13 protein-coding genes are annotated in these 17,526 nt (G+C 45.7%); 6 read left to right on the forward strand and 7 right to left on the reverse strand.

What is annotated here, in order from left to right; translation table 11 throughout:
• Nucleotides 1–7 precede the first annotated feature (7 nt).
• Nucleotides 8–3,106, reverse strand: coding sequence for a SusC/RagA family TonB-linked outer membrane protein (locus OCV81_RS02815; protein ID WP_148328283.1), 3,099 nt, complete (start codon nt 3,104–3,106; stop codon nt 8–10).
• Nucleotides 3,107–3,584: 478 nt separating this feature from the next.
• Nucleotides 3,585–4,595: an ATP-dependent 6-phosphofructokinase gene (locus tag OCV81_RS02820; protein ID WP_148328187.1), complete on the reverse strand. Its 1,011-nt coding sequence runs from the start codon at nt 4,593–4,595 to the stop codon at nt 3,585–3,587.
• A 153-nt stretch (nt 4,596–4,748) separates the two neighbouring features.
• Here OCV81_RS02820 and OCV81_RS02825 point away from each other — a divergent pair, with 153 nt between their 5' ends.
• Genes OCV81_RS02825 through OCV81_RS02835 form a run of 3 tightly spaced genes read left to right on the forward strand, consistent with a single transcriptional unit; the run spans nt 4,749 to nt 8,995 of the window.
• A complete protein-coding gene (locus tag OCV81_RS02825; protein ID WP_148328189.1) occupies nt 4,749–6,254 on the forward strand; it encodes a GH3 auxin-responsive promoter family protein in 1,506 nt (501 codons plus the stop codon).
• Nucleotides 6,255–6,260: 6 nt separating this feature from the next.
• Complete coding sequence (locus tag OCV81_RS02830) at nt 6,261–8,186, forward strand: Ig-like domain-containing protein (RefSeq protein ID WP_148328191.1); 1,926 nt, start codon at nt 6,261–6,263, stop codon at nt 8,184–8,186.
• Nucleotides 8,183–8,995 (forward strand): DUF3108 domain-containing protein, encoded by an 813-nt coding sequence (locus tag OCV81_RS02835; RefSeq protein ID WP_148328193.1) that lies wholly within the window; start codon nt 8,183–8,185, stop codon nt 8,993–8,995. Before OCV81_RS02830 ends, OCV81_RS02835 begins: the two co-directional genes overlap by 4 nt.
• A gap of 117 nt (nt 8,996–9,112) precedes the next feature.
• Here OCV81_RS02835 and rnc read toward each other — a convergent pair whose 3' ends face one another.
• The 4 genes from rnc to pdxB all read right to left on the reverse strand — a co-directional run bounded on the left by rnc (nt 9,113) and on the right by pdxB (nt 12,786).
• Complete coding sequence (gene rnc / locus OCV81_RS02840) at nt 9,113–10,099, reverse strand: ribonuclease III (protein ID WP_148328195.1); 987 nt, start codon at nt 10,097–10,099, stop codon at nt 9,113–9,115.
• A gap of 3 nt (nt 10,100–10,102) precedes the next feature.
• Complete coding sequence (gene fabF, locus OCV81_RS02845; RefSeq protein WP_148328197.1) at nt 10,103–11,368, reverse strand: beta-ketoacyl-ACP synthase II; 1,266 nt, start codon at nt 11,366–11,368, stop codon at nt 10,103–10,105.
• Nucleotides 11,369–11,381: 13 nt separating this feature from the next.
• Entirely contained in the window at nt 11,382–11,618 is a 237-nt protein-coding gene (locus OCV81_RS02850; RefSeq protein WP_022353800.1) for an acyl carrier protein, read from the reverse strand.
• A 157-nt stretch (nt 11,619–11,775) separates the two neighbouring features.
• Nucleotides 11,776–12,786, reverse strand: a complete 1,011-nt coding sequence (gene pdxB, locus OCV81_RS02855; RefSeq protein WP_148328199.1) for a 4-phosphoerythronate dehydrogenase PdxB — start codon at nt 12,784–12,786, stop codon at nt 11,776–11,778.
• Nucleotides 12,787–13,103: 317 nt separating this feature from the next.
• On the opposite strand from pdxB, the gene OCV81_RS02860 reads away from it, so the two are divergent.
• From OCV81_RS02860 to OCV81_RS02870, 3 genes are read left to right on the forward strand one after another with little or no spacing between them, the layout of a single operon-like run.
• A complete protein-coding gene (locus OCV81_RS02860) occupies nt 13,104–13,820 on the forward strand; it encodes a glycosyltransferase family protein (protein ID WP_148328201.1) in 717 nt (238 codons plus the stop codon).
• 14 nt (nt 13,821–13,834) lie between these two features.
• Nucleotides 13,835–14,575 (forward strand): lipopolysaccharide kinase InaA family protein, encoded by a 741-nt coding sequence (locus OCV81_RS02865; protein WP_148328203.1) that lies wholly within the window; start codon nt 13,835–13,837, stop codon nt 14,573–14,575.
• A gap of 14 nt (nt 14,576–14,589) precedes the next feature.
• Nucleotides 14,590–15,486 carry a glycosyltransferase family 2 protein gene (locus OCV81_RS02870; protein WP_148328205.1) on the forward strand — a complete coding sequence of 299 codons (897 nt, stop codon included), beginning with the start codon at nt 14,590–14,592 and terminating at the stop codon, nt 15,484–15,486.
• 68 nt (nt 15,487–15,554) lie between these two features.
• On the opposite strand, the gene OCV81_RS02875 is transcribed toward OCV81_RS02870, so the two are convergent.
• Entirely contained in the window at nt 15,555–17,396 is a 1,842-nt protein-coding gene (locus OCV81_RS02875; protein ID WP_148328207.1) for an ABC transporter ATP-binding protein, read from the reverse strand.
• Between the last annotated feature and the right edge of the window lie 130 nt (nt 17,397–17,526).

Below are 17,526 nucleotides of genomic sequence, written 5' to 3' on the forward strand. Positions count from 1 at the left end.
AGATTTTTTAGAAAGTTAACTGTAATCCGATATTAAACGTTCTCTGTAAAGGGTAGCTGTTCCATGCCAGTTCCGGATCCCACAACTTGAACGGACTGAATACAAACAGGTTGTTTCCGCTGAAGTACACGCGGGCATGTTTGAAGCGGTATCCGATTTCCAGTGTCTTGAAGCGGATAAAGTTACCGTTTCTCATCCAGTAGGTGCTGGCTTGGGTGTTATTGGCTATCTGTGCATCTGTTAGTCCCAAACGCGGATACGCCGCATTGGGGTTCGGGTTGGCTTCTGTCCAGTAATCATCCGCAATGAACTGCATGACATTGAAGTCGTTTTGTCCGAACGGAGTGATACCGCTGATCATAAGGGTACGCATGGCCGAACCGTTGAAGAATACGCCGAAATTGAATCCTTTGTAGTCGATGTTCATACCCAGACCGTACTGGATGCGCGGCATGTTGCCATATTCCGAAATCATGACCTGGTCTTCTGTGCTGATGATGCCGTCACCGTTTACGTCACGGTATTTCACGTCACCCACCATCACGCTACTTCCCAGGTTTTGTGTCGGGCTGTTGTCAATCTCTTCCTGGCTTTGGAACAGTCCGTCGGCGATGTAACCTTTCTGGCGGCTCAAAGGTTTGCCGGTCACGGTTTGCCAGGTATAAGGATAGAGCGGTTCGTCGTAGTCTACGTATTTATTCTGGGTGTAGGTAAAGTTTCCTTGGAAGTCTACGGCCAGGTCTTTGTTGAACTGCTTGCGGTAGTTGACGCTGAGTTCATATCCCCAGTTGTCTACCTTTCCTTTGTTGCTCCAAGGTTTGGCGGAGTCATATCCCAGAGACTGCGGCCATGCCTCGCGGTGCAGCAGGATGTTATAGCGCTTGTCGTAGAAGAAGTCGAAGGTCAGGCTCAAGCTGCGGAACAGTTCCATGTCGAAACCGACGTCCAGTTTTTTCACGCGTTCCCATCCGGCGTTCTGCACGGCATACTGAGTGACCACAGGACCGTATTTGGTGACATTCAGGTCTTCTCCAAAGGTGGCTCCCGGGCGACCGCCGCCAATCACATTCACCTGGTCGATGTACAAGAAGTGAGGTGAGCCTTCAGGACCGGTTTCGTCGCTACCTACCAGACCGTAGGAGCCTCTCAGTTTCAAGGACGATATAACCTTGCTGAGGGGAGCGAAGAATTTCTCGTTGGAAACCACCCATCCCAAAGAGATGGCCGGGAAAAACTCAAAGCGGTCACCTTTTGCCAGACGCTCGGTACCGTTGTAACCGAAGTTGATTTCAGCCAAATAGCGTTGGTCGAAGTCGTAGGTGAAACGTCCGGAGAAACCCTGGTTGCGGTTTGGCAGCACGGCATTCCGGTATTCACGCTGCATATAGAGCAACATACCGCCTACGCTGTGTTTGCCGAAACGGCGCTGATAGTCGAGGGTAAACTGCAGGAAGAAAGTGTTGTCGCCGTCTTTGGTGATATTCGACTGTGAGATATAATCTGTTCCGCTTGTGCCCAGTCTTTCCAAGGTGTATTCTCCCGTAGCAGGATTGAAACTTCCGTCTTTAATGCGGTAGTAGTAGGGTTCGATGGTACGGTTATACCAGTTGGACGACCAGTTTTTGAAGTTGATCAAAGCCGTGGCACTCAGCCCCTTGGTAATGAAATCAAGCTGTTGGCTGATTTTCAAGGAAGTGTTCAAGGTATTTTCCTGCATCTGCTTGTAAGAAGAGAGCATGTAAGCATACGGGTTAGTACGCAAGTTGGTTCCGCTCAGAATGGCATTACCGAAACGGATATGTGTGTCGCCTTCCTGTGCCGGGAATGTGACAGGGAAGTTGATTGGGTTGGTGGTCAGGGCCATCTTGAACAAGTCGGATGTATTATAGTTGGGACCCTGGTTGTTGCGTATCTGCGCATTCATTCGCAAGTCTACGGTCGTGGTAGACGTCAGCTTATATTTGATGTTGTTCTGGAAGTTGTAGCTCCAGTTGTTGATGTTGTTGTTATAAGAATATACTTTTCGGGTATTCAGCAATCCAGAGTCGTGGTTGGCCTGAATGCTCATATAGTAAGTGGCTCTAGAACCACCACCTTGCACGTTGATGTTGGCACGCTGGCTCATGGCCATATTCTTGAAAATCACATCATTCCATTTTACGCTGGGGTACATGTAGGGATTGGTGCCCAAACGAGTGTTTTCAATCTGTTCTTGTGAATATTTGGGAGTTACGCCTGGATTGCGGGTGGTCTGTGCTTCGTTGTACATTTCCATCCAGGTGGCACCGTCCACGAAGTCCGGGAAATTGGTCATGACGTTGAATGCGTTTTCCACCGTTACGTTAATTTGTGTGCGTTCATTTTCACGTCCTGATTTGGTGGTGATCAACATCACACCGTTGGCACCGCGGGCACCGTAGATGGCGGTCGCTGAAGCATCTTTCAGGATAGAGAAACTTTCAATGGTTTCTGCCGGAATGTTGTTCAGGTCGGCAGCCGAGATTTCCACGTCATCCAGCATAATCAGCGGGGTGGCTCTTCCACCGAATGTACCGATACCACGGATATAGAATTCGGCAGCCTGTCCCGGTGCACCACTGGAAGTCTTGGCGATGACACCTGCCAGCTTACCGGCGAGAGCATTGGTCAAGGAAGAAGTCGGAGTGACGAGGGAAGAACCTTTTACACTGGTGATGGAACCGGTGACACTGACTTTTTTCTGCGTACCGGCACCAACTACTACGACTTCGTCCAGCATCTCATTGTCCGACCGCAGTTTCACGTTGATTACACCGAGATCGACTACAGGAATCTCGCGAGTCTTGTAGCCAATGAAGCTGACCACTAGGATGTCTTTGCTGGTGGCTTCGATAGAATAATTACCATCAAGGTCGGAAATGACGCCGGTATTTTTCCCTTTCAGTACGATGTTGGCTCCGATGATAGGCGTTTCGTCGGAAGCATCGGTAATGGTACCGGTGATGGTTCGTTTTCTAGGACTTTGTGCAGTAGCTTCGATGTCTTTGGTTTCATGAAAGGAAACTACTGGAAGAGGGCTTGCATCGAGTGTGGCACTGGAAATAGCCCATGAGGAAAGAGGTAGCATACATAATGCCAGTCCAAGTTTTTGTCCAAACTTGTTCGTTTTCCTTTTTTGCATGTTGATTAAGGTTAAGGTTAATGTTATTGTTAATATAATGAGTCCTTTAAAAATGTGGACGTAAAATTGCAAAGGTGTATTTAAATGTGAAGTATTAGGTTTTTAGTAATCTCAGGTTACAAAATAGGGTTGTAAAATTTCTTTTTATCTCTTTCTATTTAGTATTAAATCTTGGTTTTTTATCTAAGGTTTTTGGCAAAAATATAGTAATATGATAGAAGAACAAAATTTTTTTTATTAATAATTGAAAAAAATCAGATTTTTACTACAGTCGAAAGAAGTAATATTTGGAAAATAAATGTGAAGAAAAAGAAAAATAGATTTGTTTTTGTGTAGAAGATAGATGACCATCTCGCTCCAAATGCCTAAGCGTTCGGAGCGAGATGGTTAAGCATTTTATGCAAAATGAAACACAAGGGTGTTTTTATCCGAAACAGATACCCATCTTGCGGCCTTGTACCACTAGATCATTGTCTTCTGTGACCAGTTTCAGTTTTCCGGCCACTTCGCTCAGCGGTACCGAATCGATTGCATCTCCTTTAAGAGCTACCATCCGGCCAAACATACCTTGTGCAATCAGTTCGGTAGCATGTCCTCCCATGCGGGTAGCTAGATTTCGATCGTACGCCGTAGGGCTTCCCCCGCGTTGGATGTAGCCCAGTACTGTTTCGCGTGTCTCGAATCCGGTTTCATATTCTATTTCTTCGGCAATGTATTGTGCTGCTTTCTTTCCACCTAAAGTAGGGATTCCTTCAGCTACTACCACGATAGAATAGGGTTTTCCTTTTTTGAGGCGGCCGATGATGGCATCGCCGATGCGGTGAATGTCAAAAGGTATTTCAGGAAGTAGAATGATGTCGCCTCCCCCTGCCATGCCCGAATAGAGAGCAATCCATCCGGCTTTATGTCCCATCACCTCAATGACCATGACCCGCTGATGTGCGCTGGCTGTAGAGTGCAAGCGGTCGATAGCGTCGGTAGCGATGGATACCGCTGAATCAAAACCGAACGAAGTGTCGGTCCCCCATACGTCGTTGTCGATGGTCTTAGGAATACTGACTACATTGACTCCTGCTTCTGCCAGTTTGGCTGCCGTTTTCTGAGTTCCGTTTCCTCCGATGCACACGATGCAATCCAGTTGCCGGTCGTGGATAGTCTGCAGCAGGATAGCAGGTTTGTCTTCCGCGACGGCAGTCCCCTTCTTTTTGAACGGTTTTTCGCGTGAGGTGCCCAGAATGGTTCCTCCCAGATTAAGCAGTCCAGTAAGTGAACTTTCGTCCATAGGGATGATATCGTTGTCCAGCAGTCCACGGAAGCCGCTGTGAATACCATACACTTCCATTCCATAATGATTGATGGCTGTCTTGCAAACTCCTCGGATTGTAGCATTTATGCCAGGACAGTCGCCGCCTGAAGTCAAGATTCCTATCTTCATGTTTTGCTGTATTAATAATTAGTGTGGTAAAGGTAAGAAAAAACTGTATATTTGTTATGTAGGAGGAAAAAATAATGTCTCATACTGTCGAATTAGGCAGAAAAAATCTACCTTTGCATGCGTCACACACAAGGATTTGAAATTTAAGAACGAATGAATTCAACGAAGTTAATAGGAAAGATTTTCGCTCCCAGACAGAGAAAAATTGATTTGTATGGGACTAAAGCTGAAGAGATTCAGGCTTGCGTATTCCGAAAACTGATACAGAAAGCTTCCACTACAGAGTGGGGAACTAAATATGACTATAGCCATATCCAGAATTATACGGACTTTCAGCGGGTTCCCGTGCAGACGTATGAGGATGTGAAAGGATATGTAGACCGTATGCGGCATGGAGAGAAAGATGTGCTTTGGCCGGGTAAGGTCATTTGGTATGCCAAGTCATCAGGTACGACCAACGATAAGAGTAAGTTTATTCCCGTCAGTCCGGAGGGATTGAAGGGAATTCATTATCGCGGGGGGACCGATGCGGTGGCACTTTATTTACGGGAAAATCCGGAAAGTCGTTTCTTCTCGGGAAAGGGATTGATTTTGGGTGGAAGCCATAGTCCGAATTACAACGTGAAAGACAGTCTAGTGGGCGATTTGTCGGCCATTTTGATTCAGAACATCAGTCCATTGGTCAATTTGATTCGGGTGCCGAAAAAAGAGATTGCCTTGCTGAGCGAGTTCGAGGAGAAAGTGGAACGCATAGCGGATACGACGATTCATCAGAATGTGACCAGCTTGTCGGGTGTGCCTTCATGGATGCTGGCTGTGATACATCGTATTTTGGAGAAAACTGGTGCCAAATACTTGAACGAGGTGTGGCCTAATTTGGAAGTGTTCTTCCATGGAGGCGTGTGCTTTACTCCTTATCGTGAGCAATACAAGCAGTTGATTCCTTCCGACAAGATGCACTACATGGAAACATACAATGCCAGCGAAGGTTTCTTCGGCTTGCAGAGCGACCTGCACGACCCGTCCATGCTGCTGATGATTGACTATGATGTGTTCTATGAGTTCATTCCGCTGGAAGACATCGACAAACCGAATCCGGCCATTGTGCCGCTTTGGGGTGTGGAAGTGGGACGCAATTATGCAATGGTCATCAGTACGTCGTGTGGTTTATGGCGATACATCATCGGTGATACAGTGAAATTCACGCAGAAGAATCCTTATAAATTTATTATTTCTGGGCGTACTAAGCATTTCATTAATGCATTTGGGGAAGAACTGATGGTAGACAATGCCGAAAAGGGGCTGGAGCGTGCCTGCAAGGAAACGGGGGCGCAGGTGCTGGAATATACGGCGGCGCCGGTGTTCATGGATGCCAATGCCAAATGTCGTCACCAATGGTTGATTGAATTCAGTGTGATGCCGGATTCACTGGAGAAATTTACGCAGGTACTTGATACGGCTTTACAGGAGATTAATTCGGATTATGAGGCCAAACGGCATAAAGATATTACGTTGCAGAAACTGGAAGTGATTGTGGCTCGTCAGGGGTTGTTTCATGACTGGCTGAAGCAGAAAGGTAAGTTGGGCGGGCAGCATAAGATTCCCCGTCTGAGCAACAGTCGTGAGTACATTGAAGAAATGTTGAAATTGAATAACTGATTGTAGATGAAACCGATTCCTAAGTATATTGCTTTTTTGCTGGTGATTATCGGATTTTATGCTTGTGCAAGTACAGGCATGCCCGATGGAGGTCCTTATGATGAGACGCCGCCCAAGTTTGTGCGTGCGACTCCGGAACCCAATGCCACGAATAACAAGCGAAAGAAGATTTCCATAGAATTTGATGAATATATCAAGCTGGACAAACCTTCAGAAAAGGTGATTATTTCGCCTCCGCAAAAAGAGGCTCCAGAAGTGAAAGTGAGCGGTCACCGGGTATTGGTGGAGTTCTTTGACAGTTTGCGTGAAAATACGACTTATACAGTTGACTTTGGAGACGCTATTTTGGATAATAATGAAGACAATCCGCTAGGCAATTTTGCTTATGCATTTTCTACCGGTGCGCATATTGATACGATGGAAGTTTCGGGTACGGTGCTGAATGCAGAGAATCTGGAGCCGGTAAAAGGTATTCAGGTAGGACTTCACAAGAACCTGGAAGATAGTGCGTTTGTAAAACTGCCTTTCGACCGTATTTCAAGAACCGACAGCCGTGGACATTTCACGATTCGTGGAGTGGCTCCAGGAAAGTATCGTGTTTACGCTTTGATGGATGGTAACCAGAATTACTTGTTCGACTCGAAAACGGAGGCGATTGCCTTTCAGGATTCGCTGGTGATTCCCGCCATGCGTCCGGATGTTCGTCAGGATACGGTATGGAATGAACTAGACACCTTGGCCTACGATACGATTTATGAGGTGCATTACACACATTTTTTGCCGGACAACCTGATTTTGCGTTCGTTCAAGGAAGAAAATCCGATGCAGTATCTGGTAAAGAGCGAACGAGAACAACTGAACCGTTTTTCTTTGTACTTCAGTGCGAAAGCAGATACGTTGCCTACCATCAAAGGGTTGGATTTCGACGAGAAAGATGCCTTTGTAATCGAGAGTAATCCGCGTAATGATACTATCCGCTATTGGATTAAGGATACGGTGATGTGTGAACGAGATACGCTGACTTTTCAAATGGACTATTTGGCCACAGATACGTTGGGACAGTTGGTTCCGAAAACCGATACGTTGCGTATGGTGAACAAAATAGACAAGAAGCGGCGTATGGCTTTGGCTGAAGAGGCCATGAAGAAAGAAGAAAAGGAGAGAAAAAAGCGTGCGAAAAAAGGTGATACATTAAAGGTAGAACCGAAATTCCTTTCCATGACAGTTGATGCTCCTTCCAGCCTGGATTTGAACCGAAATATTGGTTTGAAATTTGAAGAGCCAGTGGAATACATCGATACCGCGGCCATACACATGGCCATCAAGGTAGATTCTCTATGGGAGGATATTCCTTTTATTCTGATGAAGGATTCAGTTGCCCCTCGTCAGTATCAGATTTTGGCCGATTGGCAGCCGGGAAGGGAATATCAATTGAAGATTGATTCGTTGGGAATAAAAGGAATTTATGGACTATACTCCAATAAGGTGGAAAATCAGTTGAAGGTGAAAACACTGGAAGAGTATGGTACGCTGTATCTGAATATTGTGGGAGCCGGTCCTCATGCTATTGTACAGTTGCTGAATGGAAGTGACGGGGTTGTCCGCCAACAGTCGGTGACAGACAAGAAAACATGTGATTTCTATTTTCTTCAGCCCAGCACGAAGTATTATATCCGTCTGTTCAATGACGATAACAACAACGGAGTGTGGGATACTGGTAACTATGAGGAGAAACGGCAGCCTGAAGAAGTGTTCTACTTTCCGAAAGTATGGGAAATGAAAGCCAATTTTGAGTTTGAAGAGACTTGGGATATACACGCCCTTCCACTCGATAAACAGAAATTGGACGAGATAAAGAAACAGAAGCCTGATGAGGCCAAGAAAATTAAAGACCGTAACAAGGAGCGGGCTCGTAAACTAGGAAAAACATGATAAAGAAACTGATTCTTTGCCTATTCCTTCTGGCAGGAGGAGTGGCAGCCAGCGCACAGTGCGGAGCAGTAAATGATGCAATCAAGCCAGGAGAGACACTTTCTTATGAGTTGAAATTTAACTGGAAATTTGTCTGGATTAACGCGGGATGGGCAAAGATGACGGTTAATGAAACAAAATATAAAGGTATGCCCTGCCTGAAGACCGACTTGCAGTCGTATACAAACAAGAAAATTGACTTTTTCTTCAAGATGCGCGACACACTGACCTGTATCACCTCGGAAGATCTTGTTCCTTTGTATTTTCGGAAAGGGGCTGAGGAAGGCAAACGTTATACGGTGGACGAAGTACATTTCAGTTATCAGAACGGAAAATGTATAGTGGACCAGCAGCGCACGTTGCGGGGGAACACCGACAAGCATCATGATGAGATGCCGGTGTGTGTATACGATATGTTGAGTATTCTTTTGCAGGCTCGTTCGTATGATCCTGCCGACTACAGACCCGGGCAGAAGATACTTTTTTCTATGGCAACTGGAAGGGAAGTAGAGAAACAGACGTTAATTTATCGGCGCAAAGAGAACTATAAAGCTGAAAACGGAATAACTTACCGTTGTTTGGTTTTCTCGTTGGTGGAATATGTAGGTGAAGAGAAAAAGGAAAAAGAGGTCATTACTTTTTATATAACAGACGATCGCAACCATTTGCCGGTACGTTTAGATATGTATCTGAATTTTGGCTCAGCCAAAGCTTTCTTAACGGATATCAAAGGGAACCGGCATCCGCTGACTTCTATAGTGAAAAAATAGCCTGCTGTCGAGAAGTCGTTTGTCGATGAGAAGGTATACAAAAATCCTCAACTATTTCGTGTGGGTAGTTGAGGATTTTTTGTGAGTTGGAATGCCGTTTGCTTTCGCAACTGAATCTTATTGAAGAGCAGGCTTTTCTTCTTTCGCTTCAGTCTCTTCCGTGATTTCTGTGATTTGGAAGGCCGCTTCTTCAGCTTCGGCAATGATGCGTTCTACATCATCGTATTTTTCCGTATTCTCTTCCACTTTCAATTCTTCTTCTGCTGTTGTGAGAAGAGCAGGGGAGAGCGATGCTTCTGTGGAAGAAGATTCGTTTTCATGAGCGGCTGTCTGCTCGCGGGCCGCTTTTTCCGCGAATATGGTATCAATGAACTGAGGGTCGTTCTTGATTTTGTTCAATGTTTCATGAGCAGCTTCTTGCTGTGATTCCTTTTTGGAATATCCTCTTCCTTGTCCAGCCGGTATATTTTCCACCATTACCTGGGTTTCAAATACCGGATTTTGTTGTTCATCAACTGATTGTTCCAGAAGATTGAATTCAATTAGAAACCGATTTTTCTGTCCCCATTCAATCAGTTTCGACTTGAAGTTAACCTCCTTGCGCGACAATTTATCGAGGTTCAGATAAGGCTTGATAATACGTTCTTCCATGAAGAATTTGCAGGTTTCGTATCCTCTGTCCAGGTAGATGGCCCCTACGAGTGCCTCAAACGCATTGCCGCACATGTAACTATTGTGTGACGACTGTCGGGTGGTGTATTTAATCAACTTGTCCAGTCCGATTTGTACCGCAATTCGGTTCAGTGTTTCCCTTTGTACGATTTTAGAGCGTGTATTGGTCAGAAATCCCTCCCGTTTTCCCTCAAACCGTTTGTACACGATGTCTGCCACTACAGCATCCAGGATGGCATCTCCCAGGAACTCTAGCCGCTCGTTGTTGAGCAGCCGTCCCTTGGCTTTTACCGAAGAAGATTTGTGTAAGAGAGCCTGCTGGTAAATCTCGATGTTCCGCGGGTAGAATCCCAGCATCTTATAAAAACAAAGATAAGACTCCTTATCCTTACGAAAAAGGAGCCTTATCTTATCTAGTATATTGCTAAACACAGTTTATTCAGTGTATTTTTTAACGATTACACATGCATTGTGACCACCAAATCCAAATGTGTTGCTCAATGCAGCACGTACAATACGCTTTTGTGCTTTATTGAATGTGAAGTTCAGGTTGTAGTCGATGTTTTCATCGTTGTCCCCTTCTTCATGGTTGATTGTCGGAGGTACAATGTCATTCTTTACAGACAATACGCAAGCAATAGCTTCTACACCGCCTGTTGCTCCCAGAAGGTGTCCCGTCATTGACTTGGTAGAACTGATATTCAGTTTGTAAGCGTGTTCGCCGAACAAGTCCTTGATAGCTTTTACTTCGGACACGTCACCTACTGGAGTAGAAGTTCCGTGTACGTTGATATAATCAATGTCTTCCGGTTTCATACCAGCGTCTTCCAATGCACTTTTCATAACCAGTTTCGCACCCAGACCTTCGGGATGAGAGGCTGTTAAATGATAAGCATCGCCAGACGCACCCGTACCCGCCAGTTCTGCATAAATCTTTGCGCCACGAGCTTTTGCGTGTTCCAATTCTTCAAGAATCAGGCATCCCGCACCTTCTCCCATTACAAATCCGTCACGGCTTGCGCTGAACGGACGTGAAGCATGTGTAGGATCATCGTTGCGTGTAGACAAGGCATGCATGGCGTTGAAACCGCCTACCCCTGCGGGGAAGATGGCTGCTTCAGCACCGCCTGTTACAATGATGTTGGCTTTTCCCAAGCGAATATAGTTGAATGCATCAGCTATGGCATTGGAAGAAGACGCACATGCCGAAGTAGTGGTGAAGTTTGGTCCATGGAAGCCATACAAGATGGAAATCTGTCCGGAAGCAATATCCGCAATCATCTTGGGAATAAAGAACGGGTTGAATTTCGGTCCGATGGTGTCTTTGGTCTTTTCGTAACCAGCCACTTCTTCCTCGAAAGTATGAATACCTCCGATTCCAACACCAAGAATCACTCCGACTTTATCCAAATCTTCTTTTTCTACGTCAATACCTGCGTCAGTTACTGCTTCTTTGGCAGCTGTCACCGCATACTGTGTGTAAAGGTCCATCTTACGGGCTTCTTTACGGTCGATGTGGTCGGCTGCGTTGAAGTTCTTCACTTCACAAGCGAACTGAGTCTTGAATTTCGACGCATCAAAATGAGTAATAGGTCCTGCCCCGCTGACGCCATTGAGCAGATTGTTCCAGAATTCCGGAACAGTATTGCCTACGGGGGTCAACGCACCAAGACCTGTTACTACCACTCTTTTTAATTCCATAGGGTAGAATTAATTATTTTGCGTTAGCTTCGATGTAAGAGATAGCATCGCCTACAGTCTGGATTTTTTCTGCCTGATCGTCAGGAATAGAGATTCCGAATTCTTTTTCGAATTCCATAATCAATTCTACTGTATCCAAAGAGTCAGCACCCAGATCGTTAGTGAAGCTCGCAGTTGGAACAACTTCTGATTCTTCTACGCCCAATTTATCTACGATAATTTTCTGTACTTTTGATGCGATTTCAGACATAATTCTAATTTTTTAAGTTTATAAATAATGTAATTTATTGATTTTTCGTTGCAAAGGAATAAATATTTCTGCTTTTAAACAAGTATTCTAGCAAATAAATGCACTCCCTTTGCACATTTTTATACATTCTGTGCACGAAAACATGCATTTTTGTGTCTTATTCTCTTCGTAGGGGATAGTCTCCACGGAGTTGTTCGAACTGTTCTGGATGTGCCCGCAAATGGTCGCAGTCGGTGTGGGGATTGTATTGCTGGAGAAGCTGCAGATTCTCATCTCCAGAAAGGCTTTGACGGGAAACCTCTGGCAAAGTGAGATGGAAGTTCATCGGTTTATGGAAAAAACGGCAAAAGGCTTCCAAGACCATGCGGGTAGCATTGGCTTTTCCATCGGCAGAGTAGCCGGCAATGTGGGGGGTACCGATAAAGACTTTGTCGAGTAGTTCCCGGTTGATGTGGGGCTCGTTTTCCCATACATCGATTACAGCTCCTGCCACAGCACCCGTGTTTAAAGCGTTCAGCAGGGCCTCTGTTTCTACCACTTCCCCACGCGAGGTGTTGAGAAGATAAGGCCTTCTTTGTAGTTTCTGGAAGAAAGTCCGGTCGGCCAGGTGGAAGGTCTGGTATTTCCCCTCCCGAATCAAAGGGGTGTGGAAGGTCAGGATGTCGCATTGCTCAGCCAGTGTGTCCAGTGAAGTGAACCCTTGTTCGCCTGCATCGGCTCGTGGAGGGTCGTTCAGAAGCACTTTCATACCGATGCGTTCTGCCATTCGACGGATGCGTTCGCCTACGTGTCCCACACCGACGATGCCCAGACAGGCTCCCTTCAGTTGGAGCCCTTTTTCCTGTTGCAGCAACAGCAAGGCGGCATGTACATATTGTTCTACGGCTCCGGCATTGCATCCGGGGCAGTTGCTCCATGTGATGCCGGCTTCCTGACAGTATTTTGTGTCGATGTGGTCGAAGCCGATGGTGGCTGTTCCGATGAATTGTACCTTACTGCCTTCCAGTAGCTGGCGGTTACAGAGTGTACGAGTGCGGATAATCAGGGCATCTGCTTCTTTGACCACTTCCGGAGTGAAATCTTTTCCGGGAAGATAAATGACTTCGTCTGCTAATGTTTCAATGAGGCCTTTTATATAAGGTATCTTGTTGTCTACGATTACTTTCATTTTTGTGTTAGTTTTAGTCAGCCTGTTTTTGAAGGTTGCAAATGTATATACTTTTGATGAAATGGAATACTAAATTGAAGACAATGCGATGTAAATCTTATTTTATTTCTATCTTTGCCCTATAAGATAGTGATGATGAAACAATATGGTTGCCGATTATCTGAGTGAATCTGTTTGGTGCTTGACAAACGGATAATGATTGTAAAGACTTATGGTAAGAAAGCGTACAGTCTTAATTTCTTAAAAGGAATTATTAAGAATTTCTGTAAAGATACTTGTGAATTTAGTGAACTCAAATATTTATTAACTGATTAATAATGGAAAGTCTGCATATTATTACTCCTGTCAAGGATTCCATTGAATTTACATTGGAAACAATAAAGGCCATCCTGGATTCTGAAATAAAGGTACCTTATACCTATACCGTGTATAATGATTTCAGTACCCCAGAAAATACGAAGATACTGGAAGAAAATGCGAAGCAGCTGGGCTTCCGCCTGGTGAATCTGTCGGATTTGACAGACCATCCTTCCCCCAATTACTTGCTGGTATTGCAGATGGCACAAAAGGAGGCCATTGAAGCAAAGGCCGGACTGTTGATTGTGGAGTCGGATGTAGTGGTGAAGAAGAATACCTTGCAGGGCTTGTTCGACGGGGCTGTGGCACGTCCGGACTGTGCCATTGCAGCTGCTGTCACTACCGACGAGGCAGGTGTCATCAATTATCCTTATCTGCATGCCAAAGGAAATGAGAACAAGATTTATGCTGAAAAGAAGCATTGCAGTTTCTGTTGCTCCTTGCTGACATTGGATTTTTTGCGGAAGTTCGACTTCCATCAGCTGGATGCCTCGAAGAATTGGTACGATGTGACCATTTCTCACGAAGCCTTGAAAAAAGGTTTTCAGAATTATTTGTTTACGGTATTGCCGGTATGGCATCGCCCGCACGGAAGCCGGCCATGGAAACAGTTGAAATACAAGAATCCCTTGAAATACTATTGGTTGAAGTTTACGAAAGGGTTGGATAAGATTTAGTTAAATGTGCATTTATGAGTTTCATTAATCATCAGACCTTGGTTCTTAGTTCCGAATGTGAGTCTTTCAGAGCGTTCATGCTTTCTATACCGGAGCGTTTTGAGAAAGGTGAGGGAACTGTCATACATAAAGGACGGAATGAATTGCGGAAAATGACGTATGACGGTAAGGAACTTGTGGTGAAATCTTTTCGTACTCCCAATATTATCAACCGTTGGGTGTATGGCGTATTTCGTCCTTCAAAGGCCAAACGTTCTTTTGTGCATGCGAAGATGCTGCTGGACATTGGAGTGGGTACTCCTCGTCCGGTCGGTTATCTGAATATCCGGAAAGGATTACAGTTCGACCGCAGTTACTATGTGACCTTTGCTTCCGACTGTCCCTATACGTATGAAGAACTGTTTAAACGCAAGTTTCCATACGAAGACGAGGTACTTGCTGCGGTGGGACACGTCACAGCCCGGTTGCATAATCATGGCTATGCGCATAAAGATTATGGACGGGGCAATATTCTGTTTGGGCAGACACCGGAAGGGATAAAGATTGAGATTGTCGATTTGAACCGCATGGATATCGGTCCGCTGGACATGAAAGCAGGCTGCAAGAACCTGGAACGACTTCCGGCTACTCCCCACATGCACAGGGTCTTGGCCGAGGCGTACGCCAAAGACCGGGGCTTTGACCCGGAGGCATGTTATAAACTGATGGTGGCCTATCGGAGTACCCAACCGGGAAAGATTGACGGACTTTACTAAAGAACGACGGAGATATGAAAATAGTAGCTGTAGTGGTGACTTACAACCGGAGGGAGCTGTTGAAACGCAACATCCACTGTCTACGTGCAAATACTCCCGTGTCTTCCATTGTGGTAGTAAACAATGGAAGTACGGACGGCACTGCCGAGTGGCTGGATACCCAGCAGGACCTTACTGTAATTCATCAGGAGAATGTGGGTGGGTCCGGCGGATTCCATCGGGGTATTGAGTATGCTTATCAGGCGGGTGCGGAATGGATATGGTGCATGGACGATGATGTCTTTCCACGGACCGACTGTATGGAGCATCTTTTACCTTATATGACAGAACCGCATGTGGGTATCCTGGCTCCTCGCCGGCTGATGGAGGGACAGATTTTTACCAATGATTTTCAGCGGGTAAACCTGACAAATCCGTTTGCCTCCATGTATCAGCAGAAATTGAAGAAACAGGTAGTCAATGCACCGGTGGAGATTTGTGGAACTGCCTTCGAAGGATTGTGTATCCGGCGCGAGGCGGTAGAAAAGATTGGGCTGCCCAACAAGGAACTGTTTATTTTCTGTGATGATACGGATTATTGCCTGCGGACGGTATTGGCCGGATTCCGTATTCTGTATATCCCTTCTGCCTTGATGGATAAGGAAAAGTTCTTTTCCAATGACAATTGGGAGGAACGGAGCAAGAAGAAGAAATGGAAGCGTTTCTATCAGGTGCGTAACTCGACCTATTTGAATCATCATTACGGACGAAACTGGGGAGTGAGATACTTGCGGGGATTTAATGGGATGCTAGGCTATTGGCTGGTGGCTTTGCTGACCTGTCCGTTTAAGGATGTCTATAGCCTGAAAGATGTCGGTAAATTCTGGAAGGCCTATTGTGACGGTATTCATGAGAAACTCGGGAAATATTGAACTCTGTCAGATTGAAAAAATACACCCGGCTGGGAGGGAACTTATCACTTCTTCCAGCCGGGTGACTTTTATAGTGCCTGCATATCGTTCAATCGCTTGTAGTATCCGTTTTGAGCCAACAACTCTTCGTGTTTTCCGCTTTCCACAATTTTACCTTCGTAGAGCACGTAAATCTGGTTGGCATTCTTGATGGTCGACAAGCGGTGGGCGATGGCGATGGTGGTTCGGGTTTTCATCAGCCGTTCCAGCGCCTCCTGTACCAGTCGTTCGCTTTCGGTATCGAGGGCGGAAGTCGCTTCATCCAATATCAAGATGGCCGGGTTTTTCAGAATGGCCCGTGCGATGGAGATACGCTGGCGTTGTCCTCCGGAAAGGCGGCATCCCCGGTCACCGATGTTGGTATCGTACCCGTGTTCCGACTCCATGATGAAGTCGTGGGCATTGGCAATCTTGGCCGCTTCTATCACCTGTTCCTTGGTCGCATTGTCCACTCCAAACGTGATGTTGTTATAGAAGCTGTCGTTGAATAGGATGGCTTCCTGGTTCACATAGCCGATGAGTGAACGGAGGTCGCTGATGGATACGTCCTTGATATTAACTCCATCAATCAGAATCTCTCCTCCTTGCACATCGTGGAAACGGGGAAGCAGGTCTACCAGCGTGGATTTCCCGGAACCGCTTTGTCCTACCAGAGCAATGGTTTCTCCTTTCTGGATGCGGAGGTTGATGTCGTTCAGCACCTGGGTCTGTCCGTTGTAGCTGAAAGAAATATGATTGAACTGGATATCCTGGTTCAAGGAAGACAGATGCTGCGGGTTCTTTTTCTCCACGATATTGTTGGGTGCCTTCAGAATCTTGTCTACACGTTCCATGGAAGCTAGTCCACGCGGAATCATGTAGCTGGCCTTGGAGAAATCTTTCAGCGGATTGATGATGCTGTAAAGAATCACCATATAATAAATGAAGGTAGAGGCATCGATGGAAGAGTTGTTGCCCAAAATCAGGGAACCTCCAAACCATAATACAAATACGATGAGTACCGTACCGAGGAATTCGCTCATCGGATGTGCCAATGCCTGACGGATGGATACCCGGCTGGTGGCGTCTCGGTATTCGTTGCTGCATTTGTTGAAGCGGTTAATCATCTTTTCTTCGGCAGTGAAAGCCTTGATTACCCGCAATCCTCCCAGTGTTTCTTCCAACTGTGACATCGTTTCTCCCCATTTTTCCTGCGCGTCGAGAGACTGTCTTTTCAGTTTACGCCCGATTTTTCCCATCAGCCATCCCATGGTAGGCAAAACGAGGATGGTAAATAAGGTCAGCTGCCAGCTGATAATCATCAAGGTAGTGAAATAGGAAATGATCAAAATAGGATTTTTCAGCAGCATATCCAGTGAACTGGTGATGGAGTTCTCGATTTCTGCCACATCCCCACTCATTCGGGCGATGATATCCCCTTTTCTCTCTTCCGAGAAGAAACCTAAAGGAAGGTAGGTCACCTTGGTATAGACCATCGTGCGTATGTCGCGTACGATACCGGTACGCAGGGGTACCATGACCGCTGTCGACCCGAAATAACAAGCCGTTTTTAGGAACGTCATACCGGCCAGAAACAGCCCGAGGAACAACAGGGTGGTAGAGGGACCGAAAGAGTCAATCAGCTGATTGACATAATAGTAGAAATTATTGATTGCCGTCTCTTTCAGTGAGTCCACCGTCCATTCCCAGTCCATGTATTGATATACCTTTTCTTGTGCATCTGTTTTGAACAAGATGTTCAGGATGGGAATCAGGAGTGAAAAAGAAAATACATTGAAGATGGCTGATAGTATATTCAGAAGAACGGCCCAGCAGACATACTTTTTATAGGGCGATACGAATCGCCGCATGAGTTGGAAGAATTCTTTCATAAAATGTAACTACTTGTATTTTGCAAAGATAGTGCAAAATACCATAGGTACGCCATCCTTTCTGTAAAAAATGAAGTTTCCGTAGGGAGAGGATGGTAGATTTTTTGTAGCTTTGTCCTGAATTATAATT

Source organism: Phocaeicola fibrisolvens (assembly GCF_025567125.1).
Classification (GTDB): domain Bacteria; phylum Bacteroidota; class Bacteroidia; order Bacteroidales; family Bacteroidaceae; genus Phocaeicola; species Phocaeicola fibrisolvens.